General features: G+C 64.0%; 25 protein-coding genes and 1 pseudogene. 22 read left to right on the plus strand and 4 right to left on the minus strand.

The annotated features are described in order from the left end of the window. Window positions 1-10: 10 nt before the first annotated feature. Both U9J23_RS25000 and U9J23_RS25005 read right to left on the minus strand, forming a co-directional pair. Window positions 11-1375 carry an MFS transporter gene (locus tag U9J23_RS25000; RefSeq protein ID WP_085470701.1) on the minus strand — a complete coding sequence of 455 codons (1365 nt, stop codon included), beginning with the start codon at window positions 1373-1375 and terminating at the stop codon, window positions 11-13. 140 nt (window positions 1376-1515) lie between these two features. Next, complete coding sequence (locus U9J23_RS25005) at window positions 1516-2415, minus strand: LysR family transcriptional regulator (protein WP_064257555.1); 900 nt, start codon at window positions 2413-2415, stop codon at window positions 1516-1518. Between the two features lie 132 nt (window positions 2416-2547). Between U9J23_RS25005 and U9J23_RS25010 the strand changes: the two genes are divergently transcribed. The 5 genes and pseudogenes from U9J23_RS25010 to U9J23_RS25030 all read left to right on the plus strand — a co-directional run bounded on the left by U9J23_RS25010 (window position 2548) and on the right by U9J23_RS25030 (window position 4864). Next, window positions 2548-3240 (plus strand): SDR family NAD(P)-dependent oxidoreductase, encoded by a 693-nt coding sequence (locus U9J23_RS25010; protein WP_064257554.1) that lies wholly within the window; start codon window positions 2548-2550, stop codon window positions 3238-3240. A gap of 435 nt (window positions 3241-3675) precedes the next feature. Continuing rightward, window positions 3676-4065, plus strand: coding sequence for a YidH family protein (locus U9J23_RS25015; RefSeq protein WP_272268828.1), 390 nt, complete (start codon window positions 3676-3678; stop codon window positions 4063-4065). Further along, entirely contained in the window at window positions 4062-4373 is a 312-nt protein-coding gene (locus tag U9J23_RS25020; protein WP_085470699.1) for a DUF202 domain-containing protein, read from the plus strand. Before U9J23_RS25015 ends, U9J23_RS25020 begins: the two co-directional genes overlap by 4 nt. Window positions 4374-4566: 193 nt before the next feature. Then, a pseudogene (locus tag U9J23_RS25025) lies at window positions 4567-4686 on the plus strand (SDR family mycofactocin-dependent oxidoreductase); the annotation flags it as partial. Beyond that, entirely contained in the window at window positions 4631-4864 is a 234-nt protein-coding gene (locus U9J23_RS25030) for a hypothetical protein (protein ID WP_370684080.1), read from the plus strand. The pseudogene U9J23_RS25025 and the gene U9J23_RS25030, both read left to right, overlap by 56 nt. A 701-nt stretch (window positions 4865-5565) precedes the next feature. On the opposite strand, the gene U9J23_RS25035 is transcribed toward U9J23_RS25030, so the two are convergent. Then, complete coding sequence (locus U9J23_RS25035) at window positions 5566-6294, minus strand: GntR family transcriptional regulator (protein ID WP_229583507.1); 729 nt, start codon at window positions 6292-6294, stop codon at window positions 5566-5568. Window positions 6295-6641: 347 nt separating this feature from the next. Here U9J23_RS25035 and U9J23_RS25040 point away from each other — a divergent pair, with 347 nt between their 5' ends. From U9J23_RS25040 to U9J23_RS25100, 13 genes are all read left to right on the plus strand, one after another. Next, complete coding sequence (locus U9J23_RS25040) at window positions 6642-7166, plus strand: NADPH-dependent FMN reductase (RefSeq protein WP_229583505.1); 525 nt, start codon at window positions 6642-6644, stop codon at window positions 7164-7166. A 6-nt stretch (window positions 7167-7172) separates the two neighbouring features. Then, the gene (locus U9J23_RS25045; protein ID WP_272268829.1) at window positions 7173-7742 is read left to right on the plus strand and encodes a flavin reductase family protein; all 570 of its coding nucleotides are present in this window, start codon (window positions 7173-7175) and stop codon (window positions 7740-7742) included. Beyond that, a complete protein-coding gene (locus U9J23_RS25050; RefSeq protein ID WP_229583503.1) occupies window positions 7739-9007 on the plus strand; it encodes an amidohydrolase family protein in 1269 nt (422 codons plus the stop codon). The genes U9J23_RS25045 and U9J23_RS25050 overlap by 4 nt, the downstream gene beginning before the upstream one ends. Before the next feature lies 1 nt (window position 9008). Next, window positions 9009-10082 carry an ABC transporter permease gene (locus U9J23_RS25055; RefSeq protein WP_272268830.1) on the plus strand — a complete coding sequence of 358 codons (1074 nt, stop codon included), beginning with the start codon at window positions 9009-9011 and terminating at the stop codon, window positions 10080-10082. Beyond that, window positions 10079-10960 carry an ABC transporter permease gene (locus tag U9J23_RS25060; protein WP_272268831.1) on the plus strand — a complete coding sequence of 294 codons (882 nt, stop codon included), beginning with the start codon at window positions 10079-10081 and terminating at the stop codon, window positions 10958-10960. Before U9J23_RS25055 ends, U9J23_RS25060 begins: the two co-directional genes overlap by 4 nt. Beyond that, complete coding sequence (locus U9J23_RS25065) at window positions 10957-11775, plus strand: ABC transporter ATP-binding protein (protein ID WP_272268832.1); 819 nt, start codon at window positions 10957-10959, stop codon at window positions 11773-11775. The genes U9J23_RS25060 and U9J23_RS25065 overlap by 4 nt, the downstream gene beginning before the upstream one ends. After that, complete coding sequence (locus U9J23_RS25070; protein ID WP_272268833.1) at window positions 11775-12755, plus strand: ABC transporter ATP-binding protein; 981 nt, start codon at window positions 11775-11777, stop codon at window positions 12753-12755. The genes U9J23_RS25065 and U9J23_RS25070 overlap by 1 nt, the downstream gene beginning before the upstream one ends. An 80-nt stretch (window positions 12756-12835) precedes the next feature. Further along, the gene (locus U9J23_RS25075; protein WP_272268834.1) at window positions 12836-14443 is read left to right on the plus strand and encodes an ABC transporter substrate-binding protein; all 1608 of its coding nucleotides are present in this window, start codon (window positions 12836-12838) and stop codon (window positions 14441-14443) included. An 87-nt stretch (window positions 14444-14530) separates the two neighbouring features. After that, a complete protein-coding gene (locus tag U9J23_RS25080) occupies window positions 14531-15592 on the plus strand; it encodes an LLM class flavin-dependent oxidoreductase (protein WP_229583490.1) in 1062 nt (353 codons plus the stop codon). A gap of 53 nt (window positions 15593-15645) precedes the next feature. Then, complete coding sequence (locus U9J23_RS25085) at window positions 15646-16974, plus strand: MFS transporter (protein WP_272268897.1); 1329 nt, start codon at window positions 15646-15648, stop codon at window positions 16972-16974. After that, window positions 16946-17941, plus strand: a complete 996-nt coding sequence (locus U9J23_RS25090; protein WP_229583489.1) for an acetamidase/formamidase family protein — start codon at window positions 16946-16948, stop codon at window positions 17939-17941. Before U9J23_RS25085 ends, U9J23_RS25090 begins: the two co-directional genes overlap by 29 nt. Beyond that, on the plus strand, window positions 17938-19482 hold the full coding sequence (locus U9J23_RS25095) for an amidase (protein ID WP_229583487.1): 1545 nt from the start codon (window positions 17938-17940) through the stop codon (window positions 19480-19482). Before U9J23_RS25090 ends, U9J23_RS25095 begins: the two co-directional genes overlap by 4 nt. A 10-nt stretch (window positions 19483-19492) precedes the next feature. Then, window positions 19493-19987: a hypothetical protein gene (locus U9J23_RS25100; RefSeq protein WP_229583486.1), complete on the plus strand. Its 495-nt coding sequence runs from the start codon at window positions 19493-19495 to the stop codon at window positions 19985-19987. Window positions 19988-20130: 143 nt separating this feature from the next. Here U9J23_RS25100 and U9J23_RS25105 read toward each other — a convergent pair whose 3' ends face one another. Then, window positions 20131-20892: an SDR family NAD(P)-dependent oxidoreductase gene (locus tag U9J23_RS25105; protein ID WP_272268835.1), complete on the minus strand. Its 762-nt coding sequence runs from the start codon at window positions 20890-20892 to the stop codon at window positions 20131-20133. A gap of 158 nt (window positions 20893-21050) precedes the next feature. On the opposite strand from U9J23_RS25105, the gene U9J23_RS25110 reads away from it, so the two are divergent. The 4 genes from U9J23_RS25110 (at window position 21051) to U9J23_RS25125 (ending at window position 25331) form a co-directional block, all read left to right on the plus strand. Continuing rightward, window positions 21051-21941 carry an NAD-dependent epimerase/dehydratase family protein gene (locus tag U9J23_RS25110; protein ID WP_265572831.1) on the plus strand — a complete coding sequence of 297 codons (891 nt, stop codon included), beginning with the start codon at window positions 21051-21053 and terminating at the stop codon, window positions 21939-21941. A 111-nt stretch (window positions 21942-22052) separates the two neighbouring features. Further along, the gene (locus tag U9J23_RS25115) at window positions 22053-23378 is read left to right on the plus strand and encodes an LLM class flavin-dependent oxidoreductase (protein ID WP_229583092.1); all 1326 of its coding nucleotides are present in this window, start codon (window positions 22053-22055) and stop codon (window positions 23376-23378) included. Window positions 23379-23445: 67 nt separating this feature from the next. Continuing rightward, the gene (locus tag U9J23_RS25120) at window positions 23446-24375 is read left to right on the plus strand and encodes an ABC transporter permease (protein WP_272268836.1); all 930 of its coding nucleotides are present in this window, start codon (window positions 23446-23448) and stop codon (window positions 24373-24375) included. After that, a complete protein-coding gene (locus U9J23_RS25125) occupies window positions 24372-25331 on the plus strand; it encodes an ABC transporter permease (protein ID WP_326603120.1) in 960 nt (319 codons plus the stop codon). Before U9J23_RS25120 ends, U9J23_RS25125 begins: the two co-directional genes overlap by 4 nt. Window positions 25332-25333 lie beyond the last annotated feature (2 nt).

A 25333-nucleotide genomic window follows, 5' to 3' on the forward strand; every position in this document is an offset into this window, starting at 1 on the left:
GGTCGATCGGTCAGGCGTCGGCGCGCACGAAGCCGTCCGTCGCGACCGCCCGTACCGGATGCTTGGGTTCTCCGAGTTCGTCGGTCGGCGTCCGGTATGTCTCGGGGCCGGTCAGCGCAGCGGCCGCGGCGAGCACCGCGAAGCCCATGCACATCGTCGCGACCGGAACCCAGTTCGCCGTGTCGCCGGCGGAGAGCATCTGGGCGACGGCGGGGGTGAACCCGGCGACGAGCAGACCGAGCATCAGGCTCACCGCCATGCCCGTGTAGCGGACCTTGGCCGGGAACTGCTCGGGGAAGTAGGCAGGGTAGATACCGTTGGGCATCGCATAGAAGAACCCGATGAGGATGATTCCGCTGGCGAACACCATGGGTGCGCTACCGGTTCCGATGGCGGCGAAGAACGCGAAGACCATGGCACCGGAACCGAGTGCTCCGAACACGAAGACCGGTTTGCGGCCGATGTGGTCGGCGAGGATGCCGAAGAGGGGCTGAGTGAGCACGGCAACGAAGTTGGCCGCGGCGATCGCCCACAGAATCGTCGAGCGCTCCATCCCTTGGACGTCGACCGCATAAGCGAGCGCGAAGACGTTGACGATGGTGTTGATCATCGCGAATGTGGCGCTGAGGGCAATGCGGATGACTGCGCGCCAGTGGGAGCGGAACATCTCTACGACCGGTAGTGCCGCTGTGTCCCCACTCTCCTGGATCTCCTCGAACACCTCGGGCTCGTCGAGCTTGCGGCGCAACCAGATCGCGATGACGGTGACACCGATGCTGAGCCAGAACGGCACCCGCCAGCCCCACGAGTAGAGCGCGTCGTCGGGCAGCGAGGCCACCGGGATGAACACCAGACTCGAAATGACGATGCCGAACATGATGCCGCTCATCGTGAACGAGGTGAAGAATGCGCGACGCCCGGCCGGGGCATGTTCCAGGGTGAGCGACGAGGAACCCGGGGATTCACCGCCGGCGGACAGCCCCTGCAGTAAGCGGAGCAGCACCAGGATCACGGGCGCGGCCATACCGATCTGATCGTAGGTGGGCAGACAGCCGATGACGAAGGTCGAGATGCCCATCATGAGCAGGCAGGCCAGCAGTGCATTGCGTCGGCCGAACTTGTCGCCCCAGTGCCCCCACAGCACCGCGCCGAGAGGACGGGCGACGTAGGCGACGCCGAGGGTGCTGATGGACAGCAGAGTCGCGGTGGCGCCGCCTCCGGGGAAGAAGATGTGCCCGAAGACCAGCGCCGCGGCCGATCCGTAGATGAAGAAGTCGTAGTACTCGAGCGTGCTACCCAGAAATCCTGAGATGGCGGCCCTGCGGGCATTGGCGGTCCGGTGCCCGTCGCGATCCGACGTGTGACTGTTCGTCATGGTTTTCCTTTCGTCCCGGAATCCGACGAACACTGAGGCGATCGTTGTTGTAACGACCCTCACACTCGTCGGGACGAACAGAGACTGTCACGCGCCACTATGTCGAGTCCAACACTGAAAAAGTCTTGTAAAAAGACCTTTTACGTCTCAATCGGGGTCGGCAGGATCTCCTCAGCGAGCCGAAGAGCGACGTCCAGCGCCGGAGAGACCCGTTTGGGCGACCAGCCCAGACCGTGCAGCATGTAGACCGGTTCGCCGGCGAGGGGCACGAACACCGTGCCCGGCGGGGCGATCGGCGCCATCCCCGAGGTCATGAGCGCCACGCCCACTCCCGTCGAAACGAGCAGCAGGATCATGTAGGGGTCGGTGATCTCTTGCACCACACGCGGACGGAAACCGGCGTCGAGACAAGCCCGCATCGTCACCTCCTGCAGCGACGATCCCGCCGAGATCGGAGTGGTGATGAAACCGTCGTCGGCGAGCTGCCGCAGGTCGATGGCGGTCTCACCGGCCAGTGGGTGATCCACCGGGAGAACCGCGCCGAACGGTTCGCGACGGATCAGTCGAGTGCTCACCCCCGCCGATTGCACCGGCAGGCCGACGAACGCGAGATCCAGCGCACCGCTTTCCAACTGTGCAACTGCATCGCGAGTCATGATGCGGCCGACCAGCGTGAGTTCGATATCGGGATATCGCTGCCGCAGCGCCCGGGTGAGCGGCGGGAGCGACAGGTGGTTGAGCACGCCCGTGAAACCGATCTTGATGCGCCCATATACACCTCCCGCCGACGCGCGGGTGGCCTGGCGGGCAGTCTCCACGCTCTCCAGAATGTGGTAGGCGTGCGGCAGAAAAGCATGACCACCCGCCGTGAGCGCCACACTGCGGGTGTTGCGCTCGAACAGGGGTACGCCGATGTCCTTCTCGAGTTTGCGTACGGTCTGACTCAAAGGGGACTGCGCCATCTGCAGACGCTGGGCCGCACGCCCGAAATGTAACTCCTCTGCGACCGCCACGAAAGCCTGCAACCAGCGGATCTCCACGACTCGTCTCCTTCCGCGGGTTGACGTGCACACCGCAGGCGTATATCAATTTCAAACACAGTATGAGCATAATTAAGCTCAATTTTTACATGATGCGTGCTCGATTCTCACACAATCCACCAGGAGAAACCGATGATCACCTACCCCGAGGGCGCACGAGCACTCGTAACCGGCGGTGCCAGTGGCATCGGCGCCGCGTGCGCGACACTCCTGTCCGACAGAGGCATTCACGTCATCACCGCCGACCTGACTCCAGACGCAGATGAGCACGTCGACGTCGGCGATCCCGAATCTGTCGCGCAACTTCGAACCAGAATCGGTCCCGTCGACATTCTCGTCAACAGCGCAGGAATCATCGGCCCGTCGACACCGGTCACCCGCACGGAGCTTGCAGACTGGCACCGCACCTTCCGCGTCAACGTGGACGGCACCTTTCTCACATGCCGCGCCTTCCTCCCCGACATGGTCGACACCGGATGGGGACGCATCGTGAACCTTGCCAGCATCGCGGCCAAGGACGGCAACCCCAATCAGAGCGCGTATTCCGCATCGAAAGCTGCCGTAGTCGCGCTGACGAAATCGCTCGGCAAAGAACTCGCCACCACGGGCGTCCTCGTCAACGTCGTAGCACCCGCCGCCGTCGAAAGTCCGATGAATACCGGCACCGACCCGGAAATCCTCGCGCGCTCGCAGAGCTTGACCCCGATGGGACGTATGGGCCGACCCGAGGAAATCGCCGAACTGGTCGCCTGGTTGTCGTCGAACGCTCTGAGTTTCTCCACCGGTGCCGTGTATGACGCAAGCGGTGGGCGTGCATCGTACTGACAAGCCGCGGCCGACATTGTTCATTCGGTCCGGCCGCTTCCTTCCAACGCTCCCGCTCGATCCCCCGACCCCGGTCGCAGATCCATCGGTACCACAACGATTTTCGTAATCGATGCCGAATTCACGGCTTCCTCCCCGAAGCTGCTTCTGCCGCCACGAGGCCCTCATCGTGCGACGCCGGGATCGCACGCATCCTCGACAGAACAATTCGGGCCACCGAACGCCGACCCGGAAACCGCCTTCGTAGCGTAGCCGGACCGACGCCTCGCTCGTCTCCTCACCCCTTCGATGACATCGAGATCCCGCCGCATACCCGGTGACCGCCCGCGCGACCGCCCGGTTCGGTAATCAAGGTAATGTAGTTTCGTCACGGAACTATCCGCAACGGATCCCCGAATACCTGGTCAGGGTATCGAATTCTCGCAGGACGACGACATGCGCAACGCTTCTCCGCAACGACGACCTCGTGCGGTGTACTCGGTCGGCACCGAACCGGATGTCCGGTTCTCTCTTGCCAACGAACGCACCGCACTGGCATGGGTTCGCACCGCTCTGGCCCTGATCGCCGGAGGGGTCACCTTGACGACAGTGGCCGGACTGACACCGTTCCCACTGGTCATCTACGGTCTGTCGCTCGTCGCGTGCGTCGCAGGGGGCCTGCTCGCGTTGCTGGCATTGCTGTCCTGGCGCCGCAATGAACGCGCGCTGAGGATGAATCTCCCACTGCCTGCCCCGCTCGCGCTTCCCTGGCTGGTCACAGCACTCGTCATCGTATCCGTAGGATTGACCGTGTTCGCCGTGACGGCACTCGCGCTCTCGCTATGACGAACGATCCCGGACTTCAGCCTCAACGCACCGCGTTGGCATGGCAACGCACCGGACTGGCGGTGGCGGTCACCTACACAATTCTCGTTCTTGCCATCATTCGACATCTCGCTGCTCCGCTCGCGATGGTCGTTCTACTCATCGGCACAGCGTTTCTCGGTGTCGTCGCTCGTCGCTTCCCAACGGGCCGAGACCGCACGGTCGAAGCACTGCAGGTCTGGCCCATGCTGGCTGCTACAACGACCTTCGTGGTGAGCGCCGCGGTCATCGGTTCGACGCTCGCCGCATGGTCGGCATTCGGGCGATAGCCCGACGCAGTCCAACTCCCACCGGCAAACACACTCCGAGTGAACGATGGTCATCCCAGCCGTGAGCATCCGACCTACCCATCATGGCCCGGTTGCACCGGGACCGGTGCATTCCGGTCAGCGGAACTGAGCGGCAAGTCCACCGGAAACCGGTACACCCTGCGTGGACGTCGAACGATACGGAAGGATTCGGGTGGCACTGCTCGAGAACAAGGTCGCGTTCGTCACCGGTGCTGCACGCGGCCAAGGGCGCAACCATGCCGTGCGCTTTGCGCAGCATCAGCTCTTCCCTGTCGATCGAACGGCCCCGATGGTCCGCCTCCTCGACGGTCACCTCCGCCTGGTCTTCCCCGCCGGCATCAACCGGGTGCGCAGCACCCACTTTCGGGGTCTCACGCTTCGGGCAAGTCCGCTCACTCGACGACGTCTACCGCTACTACGGCAACGACACCGACAACAACGTCACCGCCGCTCTCGACATCCTCCCCTGAACCTGCCTGGAGGCACGACGGGCCATCTTCACCGGCAGATAATGCCGGGACGGTCCGCATGCTCGCCGTAGTGCAGACAGACGACGACCGACTGCATCCACAGCGACGGCCTCTGCATCAGCATTCCGACGCAGAGGAAACACATCATCAGAGCGGTCAGCACGAGCGCATAAGCTCGGCTCACCGTTACCGGCAAGACTGTGGCTGCGCACATTGCAACACCGCAGTAAACGCGCCGCGCATCCGCCCTCGCTCGGTCTCCCACCCCGTGACGGGATACGTTGCACAGGGAGGCTTCGACCACGAGGGCGATCCGTGGGGGGATAATTCTTCAGTGGTCATCCTTAATGTAAGGCGCAAGCGGCCACGATGCTGAGGGGATGAAGCAAGCGCAGGACACTCGGGTGCTGATGTTCGAGGCTTTACGACAAACGCGCAGTGCGGTATCTGACCACCGTCCAGATCGCCGCGATCATTCAGTGGGCATGAGCCAGCGACCTTTTGAACCACGCCTATCCCACACGCCCCGGACCCCTCATGCATGCGCTGCCTATTTGTGTAGTCGTCCAGCCACTGCAGGACGCGCCTGGTCGCGACTTCCAGCGTGCACAAGGATGCGGCTCCCAAGCGAATGTTCCGGTAACTCGTGTAGAGCACTCGTATATCGGTAACAAAGTCCGTGGCACCGCGACGCCACCTGGTCACGTACCTGAACCGTGTGTCTTGGAGAGACCGAAGATCTCCTCCAGATCGGGATCCTCGCTTGCTGGGTCGAACACCAGTGATTTCTCCACTTCTTGGAGGTGGCGGAGCATAAGCTCTGCGGCCCGTGTCCCGTCGCCTGCCTCGATCGCGTCGGTGATGTGCACATGGTCGTCAGGCAGGCATGCAGCCGCGGTCGGAGCGTTGTAGAGAAGGATCGTCAGGCAGGTCAGCGCCGAGAGTTCCCGCATCGTGCGAGCCAGAGCACTGTTGCCCGCAAGGTCTGCTGCCAGATTATGGAACTCGCCGGCCAGACGAATGATCGAGTGCTTGTCGCAACGGGCGACGGCGTCGTACTCGGATTCGGTGTGTTTGCGGAGAAGTTGAATGCTCTCCGGGGTGGTGCGTTCGGCCAGGGCCCGCATGATGGCCGGCTCGATGACACGACGAGCTTCCAAAGTATCGGCCGATTGCTCGACTGTAGGTTCAGCGACCTGTGCGCCGCGGTTCGGCTGAACCTCGATCAATTGCTCGTGCTCGAATCGCGCGAGGACTTTGCGCACTTTGGCTCGACTGACGCCGAAGACTGCCGCCAATCGCTCTTCGGGGAGCCTGGTCCCCGGTCGCAGACGATGTTCGAGCACCGACTCGTACATTCGGGTGTAGATCTGATTCGCCTCGGCATCGCCGAACGGCGCGAAGTGCCCCTGACTGTCGCTGAACACCATGACTGGTCCTCTCCTGGAGTCGTGGTCCTTGCTGGTTTCGCCTGGTTGACAGAAGTCGAACTCTACGAGTGATGAATGCGGCTGCGGAACGCTGTGCCTTGTGATGTTGGGTCGATCTTTGCACCCGAACCGGCACTTCGCGGCGTGAAGCCACGATAGCTGCCTTGGATCAGTCTCGTCACCCGATTGTCGACGATCTTTCGGCGCATTGTGACCAATCGTTAACGCTCGTGCGATCAGAGTTCACATTTGCAGCCTCATTATCAATGTGCGGCCTGAGACGCTGCAGCCCTCCCGGGACACCCACCTCGGGCGACGGATTCGCGCAGAGCTACGAACGAGGGCCTATGAAAATCACTGTGCTGGTTGGGAATCCCAAGCCCATGTCACGCACCCTGCGAGTAGCACAAGGACTCGCCGAACGCGTGAGTACCCGAGTATCGGGTGACGTGTCGACCATCGACCTTGCCCACTACACCGACCGGGTCTTCACGTGGCCCGATGACACCATGACGGCGCTGACCACAGCCGTTGCCTCGAGCGACCTCGCCTTTATTGCGTCCCCGACTTACAAGGCGGCGTACACGGGCCTGCTCAAGTCCTTTCTCGACAGATACCCAGCAAACGGACTCAAAGGGGTGATGTCGATTCCCGTGATGACCGGCGCCGACGCCACCCATGCCCTCGCACCGGCGACGTCACTGACCCCCGTCCTGACCGAACTGGGCGCAGTAGTCCCCTGTGCAGGAATGTATTTCAAAACCCCAGAGTTCGCTCGAGTCGACGAGGTACTCGACCAATGGCTCACCGACAACTCAGCAGTGATCGACCTGATCATGGCGGCGACATCCTGCTCCGCGGCACGGAGATGACACGTCATGACACGAACTGACCTCCCCGCCGCGGATCCCACAGTGGCAAAGAGAAAACCGACTCACGTAGTCGCTCACTCGGACGACGTTCGGGCCGCCTTCAACGAAATCCCCACAGCGATAGCAGCACTCTGCTCAGTCGTCGACGGTGAACCCTGCGGCATGGTAGCCACCTCACTGACTGTCGGCGTCTCCTACAACCCACCCATGGTCGCCTTGTCAATTTTGAATACCTCGACCACCTGGCCGGCCCTGAAGGAGAGCCCCAGAATCGGCATCTCCATTCTCAGCGAAACCCAGGACCGTATCTGTCGCCAACTCGCCTCCAAGTCCGGGAACCGATTCGAAGACTTGGCCACCACTGCTTCGGCCCACGGCGCCCTGTTCCTCGACGACTCCCCCACCTGGCTCGACTGCACCATCGACACCGAAGTCCCCGCAGGGGACCACCATCTGATCCTTCTTCAGGTGCACGGAGTGAACGTCGTCCCCAAAACGGCACCTCTCCTCTACTACCGCTCGGCATTTCACCGGTTGAGCGCCTCCACCGACCTCACGCCCCAAGGAACGCAATGAAGTCGTTTGTCCTCCACAACACCTCACTGCAGGGGCGCACCGGACTATGGACGGTCACCGTCGACCGAGGCCGGGTCAGCACCATCACGCCGACTCCCACCGACACCATCCTCACACCCGATTCCCACACCTCTGTCCAGAGCGTCGATCTCGGTGGCCATCTCTTGTTGCCAGGGATGGTGGACATCCATATCCACCTCGACAAGGCCTACCAACTCGTACAACTCGAGGAACTGCCCTCCGGCCGCGACCAAGGCATCGACGCCGCACTCGCCCTGAGCGCACAGCTTCGCAACACCCTCACCCTCGACACCATCGCCCATAACGCCCGACGTGTCCTCGACACACTGATCAGCGGCGGCACCGTCGCCGCCCGCGTACACGTGGAAATCGGTCCGAACTCCGACCCGGCCACCGTGCGCATGCACCGCGACCTCGCCGACGAGTACCCCGAGCTACTCCTGCAACTGACCGCGTTCGCCCAATACGGAACCACCACCGACCCGAACGCGCTGCCACAGCTCGAACAGGCCCTCGACGACGGCTGCTCGGTTGTCGCCGGATGCCCCTACGCAGATGCCGACCCCATCCGGCACCTCGACCAGATGATCGCCCTGGCGAAGGACCGCAACCTCCCCCTCGATCTGCACCTCGACCTCAGCGACGACCCACGCGCACTACTCCTGGACGAAGTCGTCATGCGCGTCGAGAAAGCCGAACTCCAAGGCCAGGTTCTGGTCGGACATGTCACCACCTTGACCGCACTCAGTCCAGAGCGAGTTCGCGAACTCGCAACCGCCGCTGCCGGCGCAGGCATCGCCGTTGCCGCCATACCCAGCACCGACCTGTACCTCAGCGGACGAACCACCGACACCGCCCCCACCCGCGGCGTCACCCGCATCGTCGAGCTTCTCGACGCGCACGTCCCGGTCTGCCTGGCCAGCAACAACTACGAGAACGCCTTCACCCCCGTCACCATGCCCTCGCTGACCCACGCAGCATGGCTGGCCTCACTCACCAACCACATGGGCTCCACGACAGCACAGCTGAAGCTGCTCGACGCGATCAGCACCGTCCCCCGCGCTCTTCTCGGACCCGACGTTCCTGGCCTGGCCATCGGTGACGTGATCGGCGCCGCAGTCTTCGACACACCCTCCCCTGTCGACGTCGTACGCCGAGCCGCACGTCCCATCGCGCTGGTATCGGCACACCGCGGCCTTCGAGCCGTCGACCGCACCCCCGCAGAGTTCGCGGAAGGAGCCTGAAGTGGCCACAGCAGTAGCTTCCGCCCGGCGACCGTTGCGCCCGGCCGCCGCGGGCACAGTCTTCGGGTTCACCCGCGTGGCGCTGACCCGATTGACCGGTGCCATCATCGTGATCTTCGGGGTCGTCTCGATCACCTTCCTCCTGACCCGGGTGGTCTCCCCGGACCCGACAGGACTGTTCGTCTCCCCCACCGCCGACGCCGCAGAACGAGAAAACGTTCGCCAAGCCCTGGGCTTGAGCGACCCGATTCCGGTGCAGTTCGTCACCTTCATCGGCAACCTGCTGACAGGAGACCTCGGCACCTCATTCATGACCGGACAACCCGTCGCCCAGGACCTGCTCAGCCGTCTGCCCGCTACCGCCGAATTAGCGCTGTACGCGCTGCTTTTCGGAACATCGCTCGGTGTGATCGCCGGCGTGATCGCCGCGGTCAAAGAAAACTCCTGGTTCGACCACCTCGTGCGCACCGTCACCGTCGCCGGACTCGCCCTCCCCCAGTTCTGGCTCGGCCTGATGTTGCTGTGGATCTTCTTCGTCGTTCTCGGGATCGCCCCGGGTCCCACCGGCCGGCTGCCCGTCGGCGTCCTCCCACCCCCACACGTCACGGGCTTGTTCGTGATCGACGGTCTCCTCGCCGGCCAGTGGGCACTGGTCAGCACCGCCATCGCCCAGTTGGTTCTTCCGGTCCTCACCCTCGGCTACGGAGTCTTCGCACCGATCGCCCGAGGCGCCCGCTCCGCGATGATCGGTGCATTGAACGCCGACTACATGCGCACCGCCCATTCCCTCGGCATCGCTCGCGGACGCGCCTGGTTCGTCTACGCCCTCAAGAACGCCCTGCTTCCGGTGGTCACCATGCTCGCCGGTGTCGTCGGATGGGCCTTCTCCGGCGCGGTCCTGGTCGAAGGTGTCTTCGGCTGGCCCGGGATCGGCCAATACGCCCTCAATGCCATGCAGTCCTCGGACTTTCCCGCCGTGCAGGGCTTCGTCCTCTTCGCCGCGATTCTCTACGTCGTCATCTACCAACTTCTGGACCTCGCCTACTCCGCCATTGACCCGAGGATTCGGCCATGACTGTTGTTGACAAAGCCCCCGCGACCTACCAGAACATCCTGCCGAAAACGAAACTCTTCCAGTCCCTGAAAGGATCCCCGGGCGCCCTGAAGGCCGGCTGCGGCATCCTCACCGCATTTCTCCTCGTGGCCGTGGTCTCCCTGTTCTGGACCCCATATCCGCCGACCGCCACCGGAGTCGGAGCCCCGTTCTCCGCCCCGAGCGCCGAGCACTGGTTCGGCACCGACCGCGTCGGCGCCGACGTGCTCTCCCGCACCATGGCCGCCGCTCCCGTCGACGTGTTCATCACGGTCGCCGTCGTCGTCCTCGCCCTTACCATCGGCACGACCTGGGGAGCCCTCGCCGGCTTCTTCGGCGGCTGGTTCGACGCCACGACACTGCGTTGCCTGGAAATGATCCAGTCCTTCCCTTCCCTGCTGCTCGCGATGCTCGCCGTCGCCGTCGCCGGACCCGGCGTCTTCAACGTCATCCTCGTGGTCGCAGTGCTGCCCCTACCCGACTACGTCCGCCTCGCCCGCGCCGAAGTGCTGACCAAGAAGAACTGGCAATTCGCCGAAGCCGCCCGCATGGTCGGCAACTCTCCCCTGGTCGTCCTGTTCCGGCACCTGGTCCCCAACAGCATGCGACCGCTACTGGCCTTCGCCTCGATCAACGCCTCCTGGGTGACCGGCAGTATCGCCGCCCTGGGGTACGTCGGCCTCGGTATCGAACCCGGATCCACCGAATGGGGATCGATGATCTCGCGCGGACAGAACGCCATCGTCAGCGGCGCATGGTGGATCTCGTTCTTCCCCGGCGCAGCAATTCTGCTGCTGTCCATCGCCTTTCATCTGATCGGTGATGGCCTGTCCAGCTCCAACCGAGGAGAAAAGCGATGACCACCTCCACAAAGCAATCCGGTGACCTGCTGACAGTCGAGAACTATTCCGGGGGATTTCTCACCGACACCGGCGAACTCACACCGATCCTGCACGACGTCACCTTCAGCCTGCGGCAAGGCAACCTCACCGCGATCGTCGGAGAGACCGGAAGCGGCAAATCCCTGATTGCGCTGTCCATGCTCGGCCTGACTCCCGGGACCTTCCGCCGCACCACCGGTTCCATCCTCTTCGACGGACAAGACCTGGGCAGCATGACCGAACCGCAGTGGCGCCAGGTCCGAGGCTCCCAGATCGCGATGGTCTTCCAGGACGCCCGAGCTGCTCTCAACCCCGTATTGTCCGTCGGCCGCCAACTCATCGATGCCTGCCGCGCCAACCGCGGTGTCTCCGCACGCGAAGCACGCACCATCGCAACCGAAGCACTTCGCGACGTCCGAGTCCCCGAACCGGAACAGCGAATGCGCCAGTACCCGCACGAATTCTCCGGCGGCATGGCACAGCGCGTGATGCTCGCCCTCGCCCTGATCTGCCGGCCGCGACTGCTCGTCCTCGACGAACCCACCACCGGACTCGATGTCACCATCCAGGCCGACATCATGGAACTGATCGTCGAGATGACCCGCAGCCATGGTCTCACCGCGTGCTTGATCACCCACGATCTCGGCGTCGTCGCCGAAACCTGTGACGACGTGGTCGTCCTGTTCAACGGCCGCATCCGCGAAGTCGGCACCTGCTACCAGGTCCTCACCGACCCCACGGACCAATACACCCGGGGCCTGCTTCGGGCCAGTCGGTTCGAGGAGGCCGCCTGATGACCGGACCAATACTCAACGTCGTCGACCTGCACAAGGAATTCCGCGTCCGCCGACGCGGCCGAATGCGCACCCTCACCGCCGTCGATTCGGTCACCGTCGACATCCACCCCGGCGAAACCGTCGCCCTCGTCGGCGAAAGCGGATCCGGAAAATCCACTGCAGCACGCTGCATCGCCCGGCTGATCGAACCCACCCGAGGATCGGTCGTCCTCAACGGACACGACGTGCAGACCCTGCCTCGCAGAGCCCTCGCCCGCACCTACCGCGATGTGCAGATGGTCTTCCAGGACCCCAACTCGTCCCTCAATCCCCGTATGACCATCCGAGCGGTGCTGCACGAACCACTCCGCCTGCACACCGACCTCGATCGAGCCGCCCGCGACGCCCGCGCTGAGGAACTGCTGGTCTCCGTCGGTCTCACTCCCGCGCACCTGGACCGCTACCCCTCGCAACTCAGTGGCGGCCAACGCCAACGAGTGGGCATCGCACGAGCGTTGGCGGTCTCTCCGAAACTGCTGTTGCTCGACGAGCCCACCGCCTCCCTCGACGTCTCGGTCCGCGGGCAGATCCTCGATCTGCTCGCCCGCCTGCAGGATGAGCACGCCCTCGCGTACCTGTTCATCAGCCACGATCTCGACGTCGTGCGACGCATCGCCGACCGCGTGCTGGTGATGTACCTCGGCTCGATCGTCGAGTCCGGCCGCACCGAAGACATCTTCACCAGTCCCGCCCACCCCTACACCCGCGCGCTGCTGTCCGCCGCACCGGTGACCGTGCCGGGCCAGAAAACGGACCGCTTCCGCCTCCAAGGCGAGATCCCCAGCCCGTTCGACGTCGGCGCAGGATGCCGACTCGCCGGCCGCTGCCCCTACGTACAGCCCTCCTGCCGCGAGCAGCAACCCACCCTGTTGCCGCTGTCCACCACCCACACGGTGGCCTGCCCCGTCACCGCCGCCTCATCCCCGGAACACCAATGACGCGGTTCCACTCACGCCCCTCGCACACGAAAGGCCGACCAGTGAAACCCCTCTCTTCCCGCAAAAGACGCCGGATCGCCATGTCCGTCGCGGCGGCAAGCGCCGCCCTGCTCACCTTGACCGCCTGTGGCGGTGCCGCTGCCTCCCAAAGTGGCAATGCGCTCGCCGGTGGCATTGTCACCGCCTGGTCCGCCGACCTGACCACGCTCGACCCGGCCACCGCCTCATCAGCACAGGACTGGGAGGTCGCCACCAACGTCTATCAAGGCCTGCTGATGCCCGAATGGACCACCACCGACGACGGCTCACTGCTGTGGAGCGGACTCGACCTGGCGCCGGGTCTGGCGTCATCGTTCGAGATGGAAGGCTCCACCGCGACACTGCACTTGCGCGACGACGTGAAGTTCTACCCCTCCGGTAATCCCCTCACCGCCGAGGACGTCATCTTCTCCTTCGGCCGCATCTTCGAACTCGGCCGCACCGGCGACCTCAACAACGGTGGGCTCTACGGCATCGACCAGTTCGAAGTGCTCGACGACCACACCATTCGCGTGTCCTTCGAAGACCGGCAAGGAAACCCGGTCGCTGCCACCGCAACCCTGATGCAGACCTTCCGCATGCCCAACTACGGCATCATCGACTCGGTCGAAGCGCTCGAGCACGCCACCGACACCGATCCGACCGCAACGGAATGGTTGAAGAACAACGTCGCCGGCACCGGCCCCTACTACGTCGCCGACCGCACCCCCGGCCAGCAACTCATCCTCGCCGCCGTCCCCGACGGCATCATCGACCCTGGCTACGACTCCGTCACCGTCCGCGTGATCAACAACGGCAACATCGCCTCACTGCTGCGCGGCGGCGAAATCAACGTCGGTGTCTACGGACTCACCCAGCGTGACCTCAACGATCTCGAATCCGCAGGCCTGGTCATCGATCACGAGAAGACCCCCGAGTTCACCTACCTGCAGATGGCCACCGAAACCGGCCCCCTCGCCGACCCGACCGTCCGCCAGGCAATCGGATACGCGCTGCCCTACGAGCAGATCATCGACTCGGTCTACTTCGACCGCGCCAGCCGAGCCACCTCGTACGTCAACGAAGCAGCCCCCGGCTACGCCGAGACCTTCGCGCAGTACACCACCGATCTGGACACCGCCCGCAAGCTGATGGACGAAGCCGGCAACCCGTCGGTGAGCTTCCCGCTGCACTTCAACAACTCCGACCCCGAACTCGAAGACACCGCCATCCTCATCCAGGACAGCCTCGCGCAGATCGGTGTCGACGTCACCATCCGTCCGGAAACCCCCGCAGCGTTCCAGCAACTGATCACCCAGCGCGCCACCAGCGGCGAAGGCGCCCCCGATGCGCTGCTGGTCAAATGGAGCTCCTGGATCGACGATCCCAAGACCCCGGTCAGCTACGCGACCACCACCGGCGGCGTGAACAACTACTCCATGTGGTCCGATCCCCGCGTCGACGAGATCGCCGCCGCCAACCAGTTCGCCGACCTGACCGACGAACGCGCCGCCACCTACATCGAAGCCCAGGAGATCGTCGCCGACGCCGCGCCGCTGCTCCCCATTGCCCGCGTCGGACGCAGCGTCGCCCTGGCCGACGGCATGACCGGCGCATCCTTCGCGCCGGAGTTCGGATTGCGGTACTGGACCCTGCAGCCCGCCGAATGACTCCCCGGAGAGTGGGAGGTTCACCGCAGTGAACCTCCCACTCCCCACCCAGCGCCCCAAGGCGCACACCCACAGGAGGTTCCTGTCATGAAGTTCGGGATGTTTCTTCCCACCGGCAACAACGGCTGGATCATTTCCGAGAACTCGCCGCAGTACATGCCCACCTATGAACTCAACCGCAGCATCGTCAAACGCGCCGAGGACCTCGGATTCGAATACGGCCTGTCCATGGTCACCTTCCGTGGCTACGGCGGCAAGACCGAGCACTGGAACTACACCGCCGACACCATCTCACTCACCTCGGCGATCCTCGCCACCACCGAACGCATGAAACTGTTCGCCTCCATCGGCGTGCTGGCCCTGCACCCGGCAATGGTCGCGCGCATGGCCTCGACCATCGACGACGTCGCACCCGGCCGCTTCGGCATCAACATCACCACCGGCTGGCACCGCGCCGAGTACGCCCAGATGGGCATGTGGCCCGGAGACGAGTACTTCGGATACCGCTACGACTACGCCACCGAATACGCCACCATCCTCAAACAACTCTGGGAGACCGGCGAATCGAACTTCACCGGCAAGTACTTCGATCTCGATCACTGCCAACTCGGCCCCACCCCGGCACACAAAATCGAAATCGCCGCAGCCGGCGCCTCCCCGCGCGGACGACGCTTCGCCGCCGAGTTCGCCGACTACAACTTCACCACCGCCTACGACCGCGACAGCATCGCCGCCGCCAACGCCGAACTCCATGCCGCCGCCGCTGCCAGCGGACGTGACGTCAAAGTCCTGTCCACCCGAACCGTCATCCTCGACGACACCGACGAACTCGCCCTGCAGAAGATCGACTACTACAACGACGGCGCCGACCACCAAGCCCTCGCCAACCAGAAGGGCCACTACGCCGTCGACTCCACCGGAACGAGTTCCTCGGCGGCGGCAGCGACCATCCAGACCTACCAGGCGATCGACCCCGACTCACCCTCCGTGTTCGCGGGCTCCCCAACCACCATCGCAGCGAAGTTCAACGAACTCGCCGAGATCGGTGGCCTCGAGGCAGTCATGCTCAGCTTCGACGACTTCCGCGGCGGCCTCGACCGATTCGGTGAACAGGTGCTCCCGCTACTCGACTTCGACTTCCGAGCGTGAGGACCCGGCTACCACGACGCGGGCAGGCCCGAACCCTCGGACTTCTCACACTCGTGTTCCTGTTCGTTGCGGCAGACTCGGTCCTGCAGACGGTCCTGCCGGTCAGCATGACCGAAACCGGCGCGGCCTCGGTAGCCGTCATCGGGATCATGATCGCCATCCCCCAGGGCATCGGGTTCATCACCGCCCTGCCCGGCACCGCCTTCGGGGACGCACACGGTCGCGCCCGGGTCGTCGCGCTGCACGCCACCATCGCAGCCGTGGCCGCCGGTCTGCTCGCCGTCGCCGCATCAGGACGCTCAATGCTCTGGTGGATCGCACCCCTGCTGCTGTTCGGCCTGATGAGACTGACCGTGTGGATCTCCATTCTTGCCACGGTCAGCACCACCGGGGACCGATTGACCATGCAAGGACTCAACGGAGCCAGCCAACGACTCGCTGCCGCCGCCGCTGCGTTGATCTCAGCGGCAGTGATCGCCAGTCAAGGATGGGAAGGGGCGTACTTCGTCATCGGCGCCGCGTTCGTCCTCATGGTGCCCCTCGCCCTCGCCGTCCTTCCCCGCACGGCGACGCGAAGCGGGCCGCTGGTCACCCCCCGCGCCTCGTACGGCGTGGCAGTGTCGATAGTGCGACGCGACCGCGCGATTCGCGCCTCGGGCCTGGCAGCGATGTGCTGCATGACCGTGATGCTGGTCGGCAACTCGTTCTTCGCCTTGACCATGACCGTCGACACTGGCGATCTCGCCGCGTTCGTGGCCATTCTTCTGGTCACCCGGGACCTGTCGTCGGTGGTGATCGGCCTGACCTTCAAACAGGTCGTCAACAAGGTCGGCCTGTCGGGGACCGTCACCATCGCAGTGGGATGCGCAGCAACAAGCATGCTGATCCTCGCTGTCTCCGGCTCCACCATCATCGGCATCGTGGCAGCCGCCGTACTGCAGGGCACCAGCATCTGCCTGCTCATCGGATCAACGAACCTCCTCGCGGTGTACTCCTCCGGCGTACCCACCGCCGGCGCCGCACTGCGCATCACCGCATCGCAGATCGGACCGAGCATCGGCGCCCTGATCATGCCCATCGTGCTCGCCGGCGCTTTGGGGTTCGGAGGCAACGCGCTGCTGTACGCCCTCGCCACCACCACCATCGTCATCCTCGGCGCCATCGCGCTGCTCCAGATGCGCCCACCTCGAACAGCACCCACCGCCCCCATCGCGAACGACATCACGAAAGACGGTGACCACCATGAGCCACACCACCGCACCGATCCCACCCTCGCCCCTCACTCAGGCGTGTCTCGATCCCCACACCGGACCGATCCGGTCGGCGACCTACCTGCCTTCCACACCCGAGAACGTGATCTGGGGCCGGCTCCCAGCGCGTGATGACACGCCAGTCCTGACCGTCGACCCCGGCACCGAGGTCACCATCGACACGATCAGCCACGAAGGCATCCTCGAAGACCAAGGCCGCAACCCGGAAGCCTTCTTCGCCGCCCACGGGGTCGAGCACGTGCTCACCGATGCCGCAGCGCTGGCCGCCAGCGACACGCCACGCACCTTCGGCGTCGACGGCCCCCATGTCGTCACAGGCCCGATCGACATCCGCGGCGCTCGCGCCGGCGACGTACTGGCCATCACCGTCGTCGACACTCTCCCCCGCGTGCCCTACGGCATCATCTCCAACCGTCACGGCCGCGGCGCACTGCCCGGCGAATACCCACGCCACGGTGAGCTTCTCAGCGTCTTCGCCCACCTCGATCCCCTCGACCCCACCCGCGCAACCATGGCCTACGGCCCAGACGACACGCGCACCGTCAACTTCCCCATCGCCCCGTTCCTCGGCATCATGGGCGTAGCGACCGACACCGACCAGCGAGCTCACTCGGTGCCACCGGGCCCACACGGCGGCAACATCGACATCAACCTGCTCACCACCGGTGCCACCCTCTACCTCCCCGTCCAGGTACCCGGAGCACTCGCCTACATCGGAGACCCCCACTTCGCGCAAGGCGACGGCGAAGTCGCCCTCACCGCACTGGAAGCATCCCTGCGCGCCACGGTGCGATTCGACGTCATCACCCGCGAAGACGCGCTCACAACCTTCGGGAACCTCGTCGGCCCCCTCGCGGAAACCCGCGACTTCCTCGTTCCCACCGGCATGGACGAAGACCTCGACATCGCCACCCAGAACTGCGTCCGGGCAGCCATCGCTCTCCTGCAGGCCCGCTACGGCATGGACCCGTCCTACGCCTACGCCTACCTCTCGGCCGCCACCGACTTCGACATCTCCCAAGTCGTCGACCTCGTCAAAGGCGTGCACGCCCGAATCCGAAAGACCGACTTCACATGAGCGCGCACACCGAAGCTCTGATGGACGCATTCTGGGCCTACGAAAAGGCTTTGGGCACCAACGACCTGGAGACGATGGACACCCTGTTCGACGACTCCCCCGACACGCTGCGCGGCGACGCCACAGGACTGCTGGTAGGAATCGACGAAATCCGCCGCTTCCGCCTCATCCGACCGAGCGCACCCCAGCGCCGCATCCTCGACACCCACGTCCAACACGCCGGCGACAACCACGCACTGATCATCGCCGTCACCGAACTCGCCGGCGGCGGTCGCGGCCAGCAGACCCAACTCTGGCGCCGACGACCGGACAACTCCTGGGTCGTCACCGCAGCACACGTGAGCGTCCCCGCCCCTGCACTCGACACGAGAATCTGGCGAATCGTCGGCAACCCACTCACAGCCCCGGCCTCCAGCGGCCCCCTCGACGGACACTCGATCGCGGTCAAAGATCTCTACGCCGTCGAAGGATTCAGCATCGGCGCCGGCAACCCCCACCGGACCGCCAATGCTCCCGTCGAAACGACGAATGCCTGGGCAGTTGCCCGCCTCCTCGAGGCCGGCGCCTGCATTCGGGGCATCGCTCAGACCGACGAATACGCCTACAGCCTCGCCGGTTCCAACACCCATTACGGAACCCCACCGAACCCGAACGCTCCAGGCCGCATCAGCGGCGGCTCCTCCTCGGGATCCGCCACCGCCGTCGCACTCGGACACGCCTCGATAGGACTCGGCACCGACACCGGCGGATCCATTCGCATACCCGCCTCCTACCAGGGTCTGTTCGGCATCCGAACCACCCATGCCGCAATCTCGACCGACGGACTACTACCGCTCGCGCCGCGCTTCGACACCGTCGGATGGATGACACGCACCCCCCACCTTCTCCGCGACGTCGGCCATGTCCTCCTCCCCGACACACCGCAGAGCGCACGAGCGCGCGAAGTCGTGATGATCACCGACCTCCTCACCCTCGCCTCCCCCGAAGTAGCCGATGCGATCGAAAAATTCACCACGGCCTGGGGCGACGTCACCCGCGAACAATGGCCGTCCGCGGATCCGCACGCCTGGAAACAGGCATTCATCACCGCGCAGGCAGCACAGGCATGGGAATCGAACCGACAACACCTGACGAACCGAATGGACACCCTCGGACCGGACATCCGTGCACGCTTCGACCTCGCCTCACAAGTCACCGAAGCCCAAGCACACGCGGCGCACTACGAGGCCGACCGCCTGGGCGGCCTCATCCGCGACCTGGTCGGCGACAACATCGTCGTCATGCCGTCCGCTCCGACCGTGGCGCCCTTGCTCGGCGAGGATGTCAGCGCGGTGCGCGATGCCACGCTCTCATTGACCTGCGTCGCGGGTTTGGCCGGACTGCCTGTGGTAAGCCTGCCGCTGTCGACCGCGGACGATCTTCCGTGCGGCGTAGCGCTTGTCGGGCCGCAGGGCACAGATCGGGAACTACTGGACCTCGCTGTCACGCTCAGCGACACCGGTGTCCTCGTACACCGCTCACCCTGCCCGCCTCCCCGATGACGGAGACACGATGAAGACCTCCGCGTGCACACGACCCCGCGATCATCTGCGCTTGTTCCTCCCCACTCGGACACCCGGAGCCAGCGATGATTGGCACGAGATCACTGCTGGTGACAAGCCCGCGATCTGTGTCCAAGCACCAGACCTCGGGTATACGCAACAGTTGTATCTGCGCCATCGTGCAGCACTTCGGAGGGAAGGGCACGAACCCGACGACGTCTCGTTCATCGTGGACGTCGCGGTGCTGATCTCCGACTGTGCAAGAGAGGCACGCCGCGCGTGGCGAGAACGAGCGGACGACGATTCGTTCGGCCAGATGGGGCTTCGTTACATCGGTACCCCGGCAGGACTGAGGGGCCTTCTCGACGACATCTACTCTGCTCAGGTCGCCGACGGCGTTGCCCTGTCCGCGCTGGCGGGCTACAACACGATCGACGAGATTTTCAGTGCCGTGGATGCACGTGAAGTCATGCCCCTTCCTACCTGGCACGTCTCGAGCCGATGACCGATCGATCCACCAGGAGCCATGCGGTTGAAAGTGCACCGACAGCTGATCCCGGCGCCGTACCGGAAACGTGTAGACGCATCTATACAGCCCGAACCCCTCCAGGGCAGAGGAGTCCGGGCATGCGGCGACAATGTTCTCCTCTACCAGGAGGTGTAACCGCCGTCGACCACGACCACACTGCCGGTCATGAACGACGAACCCGGACCACAGAGAAATCCGATCGGTGCAGCGATCTCGGCCGGCTCTCCCAAGCGCCGGAGGGCATGCATCGCGGCCAGATCGTCGAGGCTGCCTTGCGGGCCGGGGCCGTCGGCGAACTGACGCTGCAACAGCGGTGTGTCCACAGCGCCGGGGCACACCACATTGACCCTGATGCCGTGCGGTGCGAGCTCGAGCGCGAGACTGCGTGACAAGCCGATGATTCCCGCCTTGCTCGCGGTGTATGCCGAAAAGCGTGCAGTGCCAACCAGGGATAGCTGTGACGCCACGTTGACCACTGCACCACCGCGCTGTCGAAGCAAGGGAAGAGCGGCCCTGCACAGCAGGTAGTAGGAGGTCAGATTCGTATCGACAACGCGATGCCACTCATCGGGGCTGGTCTCTTCCAGCGTTCCGACATACTCGATTCCCACCGCGTTCACCAGTGCATCGACACGGTCGACCGAACCCGCGAGCTCGGTGAAGATGTTCTCGACAGCCGCAGGGTCCCGTGCATCTGCCTGATATGCAGTGAGTTCGGGTCGGACGGCGTCCAGGTTGGAGATGTCTCGGTCGATCACCACAACCTTCCACCCTTGTGTCAGCAGTAACTCCACGGTCGCGCGACCGATTCCGGAGTTTCCTCCGGTGACGACAGCTGTCGAAGTATTGGCAGACAAGGGAACCGAAGCAGAAGGTGTCATGCCGTGAAGCATGCTCACCGATCGTCCCAACTAGGTCTCGCAGGTGTAAACAATTATTAAGGACTAATGTTCTATATCGGACTTGCGATTGTTCACAACTAGGGTCTCATATTGCCGCGCCAATTGATGTGGGAGCCAAGATGAGTACAAAGCCAGTGATGGTGACCGGCGCAGCCGGCCTGATCGGACATCGCATCTGCCAGATGCTGATCGAGCGCGGAACCCGCGTCATCGCAACAGATCTCCACCAACCGAACCATGCCGACTTCGACATCGAAATGTGCGATCTCGCCGACCTCGATGCCGTGGAGCGCCTCACGAGCCAGGGTCTCGACGCCATTATCCACTGCGGGGGCTTCTCCGGGCCCATGGTGGGCACCTCCACACCGTTCCGGCTCCTCGAGGTCAACGTCGGCGGAACCATCAATCTCCTCGAGCTCGGGCGCCGGCACGGCATCCGCCGATTCGTATTCGCCTCGAGCGGAACAGTCATGGGCTCCACCACCGGCGATCTCGTCGACGAGGAGAACACCCCACACCCCGCAAACCTGTACGCGGCGAGCAAAGCAGGATGCGAGCATCTCGTTACGTCCTACTCCGAGCACTTCACCGACGGTGCCGTGAGCCTACGACTGGCGTGGGTCTACGGCCCCCGCCGGACAACCGACTGTGTCATCCGGGACATGATCCTCGACGCACAGTCGAACCGACGAACCGAGCTTCCCTATGGCGACGGATTTCCCAGACAGTTCATGTACGTCGATGACGCCGCCGCCGCCATGATCGCCGCACTGGACGCGCCGGGCCGACCGCCGCGCACCGTATACAACGCCACCGGAGACGACTACTCCACGCTCGACGAGGTTGCAGCGATTGTCTCGAACATCGTTCCGGAAGCAGATATCTCACTGCAGCCTGGTACGGCTCCGCTCGACGTCATCCAGGCACGCTTCGACGTCAGTGCCATCGAGCAAGACCTAAAGTTCGTTCCCCAGGTTCCTTTGACAGAGGGGATCGCTCGTTACGCCGCGTGGTTGGCTCAGACTTAGCCGTTCTGTAACAATCAGAAACCTTATTGTCCCCGATCTCAGGGACACTTTGTCTGGAATACATACCGACAAAACGGTTTCGCGGGTTCTATCCACCTCAGAGAGGCCTACATGACCAGTCCGCGACAGATGCATCTGAACCTGTTCATCCAAGGCATCGGTCACCACGAAGCAGCTTGGCGGCATCCTGCCACCGACCCCTACAACATGCTCGACATCGGGTACTACCAGCGACTCGCTCAGCAAGCGGAACGCGCAAAGCTGGATTCGGTTTTCATCGCTGACGCCCTTGCCATCAATCCCAACATCGAATTCGGGCCGTTCAACAACTTCTTCGAACCCTTCACGATGCTTGCGGCCGTAGCGGCGGTGACCGAACGCATCGGCGTGATCGGCACCGCCTCCACCACCTACGGCGAGCCCTACGAAGTCGCCCGCAAGGTCGCATCACTCGACCTGGTCAGCAAAGGCCGAGCCGGATGGAACATCGTCACCTCCGCCAACCAGGACGCCGCGTTCAACTTCGGTCGCGAAACCCACCTCGAACACACCAAACGATACGAACGCGCCGACGAATTCCTCGAAGCCGTCACCGCCCTATGGGATTCCTGGGAACCCGACGCCCTGATCGCCGACCGCAACGCCGGTCGCTTCGTCGACCGAAGCAAGATCCACGCCGTCAACCACCACAGCCCCCAGTTCTCGGTCCGCGGCCCCATCGACATCCCCCGCTCGATGCAAGGACAACCCGTACGGGTCCAAGCCGGGTCCTCGGAAGAGGGACGCGAATTCGCGGCCAAGTTCGCCGAAGCCATCTACACCGCCCAGAACAACCTCGCCGACGCACAAGAGTTCTACTCGGACGTCAAAACCCGCATGCAGCAGTACGGCCGTCAACCTCACCAGGTCGCGATCCTGCCGGGCCTTGCCCCCATCGTCGGGCGAACCAAAGATGAAGCCATCGACAGGCAACGAGAACTCAACGAGCACATCATCCCCGAATACAGTCTCCACCAGCTCTCCCAATCGTGGAACACGGACCTGTTCCAATACGACCTGGACGGACCGGTCCCGCCCCTGCCCCCACGTGAGACCCTCAACGGCGGCAAGAGCCGGGCAGAAGTTTTCGCAGCCCTGGCTGAACGGGAACAACTGACCATTCGCCAACTGATCGACCGCATCGCCTTCGCCCGCGGACACGGCACCTTCGCCGGCACACCGACCGAGATCGCCGACCATATGGAAATGTGGTTCACCTCCGGCGCATGCGACGGATTCAACCTCCTCATGCCACTGCTACCGGATGACTTCACCACCTTCATCGACCTCGTCCTTCCCGAGCTTCAACGCCGCGGCCTCTTCCGAACCGACTACAGCGGAACAACACTGCGCTCACACCTCGGTCTCGACGAACCGATCAACCGCTTCGGCAACTGAGCATCCGCCCTCCTCGGTGACGTCGAGCCCGACGTCCCGACCCGAACCGGAAAGCGCGTACAGGGCCATGGCCAACTACCTCCTGCGGCAGCTCCTCCAGATCGTGCCGGTTCTGCTGATCGTCTCGTTCGTAGTCTTCTTCCTGGTCTACATAGCCGGCGACCCGGTCTCGATGATGATCTCGGACAACGCCACCCCTCAGCAGATCGCCGATCTCCGCGAATCACTGGGACTGAACCGACCCTTCTTCGTCCAGTACTTCGACTACTTGGTCACCGTGGCCCAAGGCGATTTCGGCCAGTCGAGGGTCTACCGCGAAAGCGCCCTCGACGTCGTCCTCGATAGATTGCCCAACACCCTCATGCTCGGCGCCTGCGCCATGCTGCTGGCAATCCTCGTCGCCATTCCGCTCGGCATCAAGTCCGCACGCCGCCAGAACTCTGCCCTCGACCTCGGCGCGTCCACCTTCTCGGTCTTCGCCAAAGCTGTACCGAACTTCTGGCTCGGCATCATGCTGATCCTCGTCTTCGGCGTCACCCTCAAGGTGCTCCCCGTCTCCGGCGCCGGCACCTGGAGTCACGTCGTTCTCCCAGCGATCACACTCGGAAGCGCCATCTGTGCCGAGCTGACACGACTCATCCGCTCACAGATGATCGAGGTCCTCAGCCAGGACTACATGCGCACCGCCCGCGCAAAGGGACTTCCCGAGTGGGCGGTGGTCTTCCGCCACGGATTCCGCAACTGCCTACCGGCCATCGTCACCATGACGGCCCTGCAAGCACCCGTTCTGATCGGCGGCGCAGTCATCACCGAAACCGTCTTCGCCTGGCCCGGCATCGGACAACTACTGGTGAACTCGGTAACCAAACTCGACATGACCGTCGTACAGGCAATTGTTCTGCTCACAGCACTCGCAGTCGTGCTCCTCACCCTCATCACGGACATCGCTGTCCGAGCCCTTGACCGCCGCGTTGCGTTCTCAGCGAGGACCCGATGACCCTCACCCCGTCCCCTCCCACACTGCAACAGCCCCCCGCACCCACCAGCGAGCCTCCCTCGACCGCGCCGCAGTCCCGCCGAACACGACGCCGCGGCCCAACAACAACTCGCCGCGTCGGGTGGCTCGGCGCCGGACTCCTAGGCCTCGTCGTCCTCACCGCCGTACTGGCACCGATTTTGGCACCGTACGACCCCACCGTTATGTCCGCCGGCGACCGGCTCCTGCCCCCGGTGTGGAGTGACGGTGGCTCGAGCACCTATCTCCTGGGCACCGACAACCTCGGCCGCGACATCCTCTCGCGTCTCATCTACGGAACCCAGCTGACCCTCCTCGTCAGCGGCATCGCGACGATCATCGCCGCCGTGCTCGGCACCGCACTGGGGCTATTGTGCGGCTACCGCGCCGGCAGCTGGATCGACGCGATCGTCATGCGCATCGTCGATGCAAGCATGGCGATCCCCAACATCCTGCTGGTTCTCGTCGTCGTCGGCGCCCTGGGAACAAGCGCAACAACACTCACCCTCATCCTGGGCATCACCGGCTGGATCCCGTTCACCCGGATGATCCGATCCGAGGTGCTGAGCCTGCGCGAACGTGACTACGTCCGGGCAGCCCATGCCATCGGCCTCCGAGACACCACGATCGTGTTCAAACACATCCTGCCCAACGTCGCCGCGACGATCATCGTGCTCGCCACCCTCGCATTCGGCGGAAACATCGTCCTGGAAGCATCGTTGAGTTTCCTCGGTCTCGGCATCCAACCCCCGCAGGTCACCTGGGGCTACATGCTCAACGAAGGACGCGATTACCTCGCCACCGCCTGGTGGATCTCGACGTTCCCGGGCATCGCCATCACCCTGACCGTCCTCGGTGTGCTCTTCACCGGCGACTGGCTCCGCGACGTCCTCGACCCACGCGGCAGCACCCGACGCACCGGCCGAAAGGAGGCCTGACC

The sequence above is a fragment of the Rhodococcus sp. PD04 genome (genome assembly GCF_035918275.1).
GTDB lineage: Bacteria > Actinomycetota > Actinomycetes > Mycobacteriales > Mycobacteriaceae > Rhodococcus > Rhodococcus rhodochrous.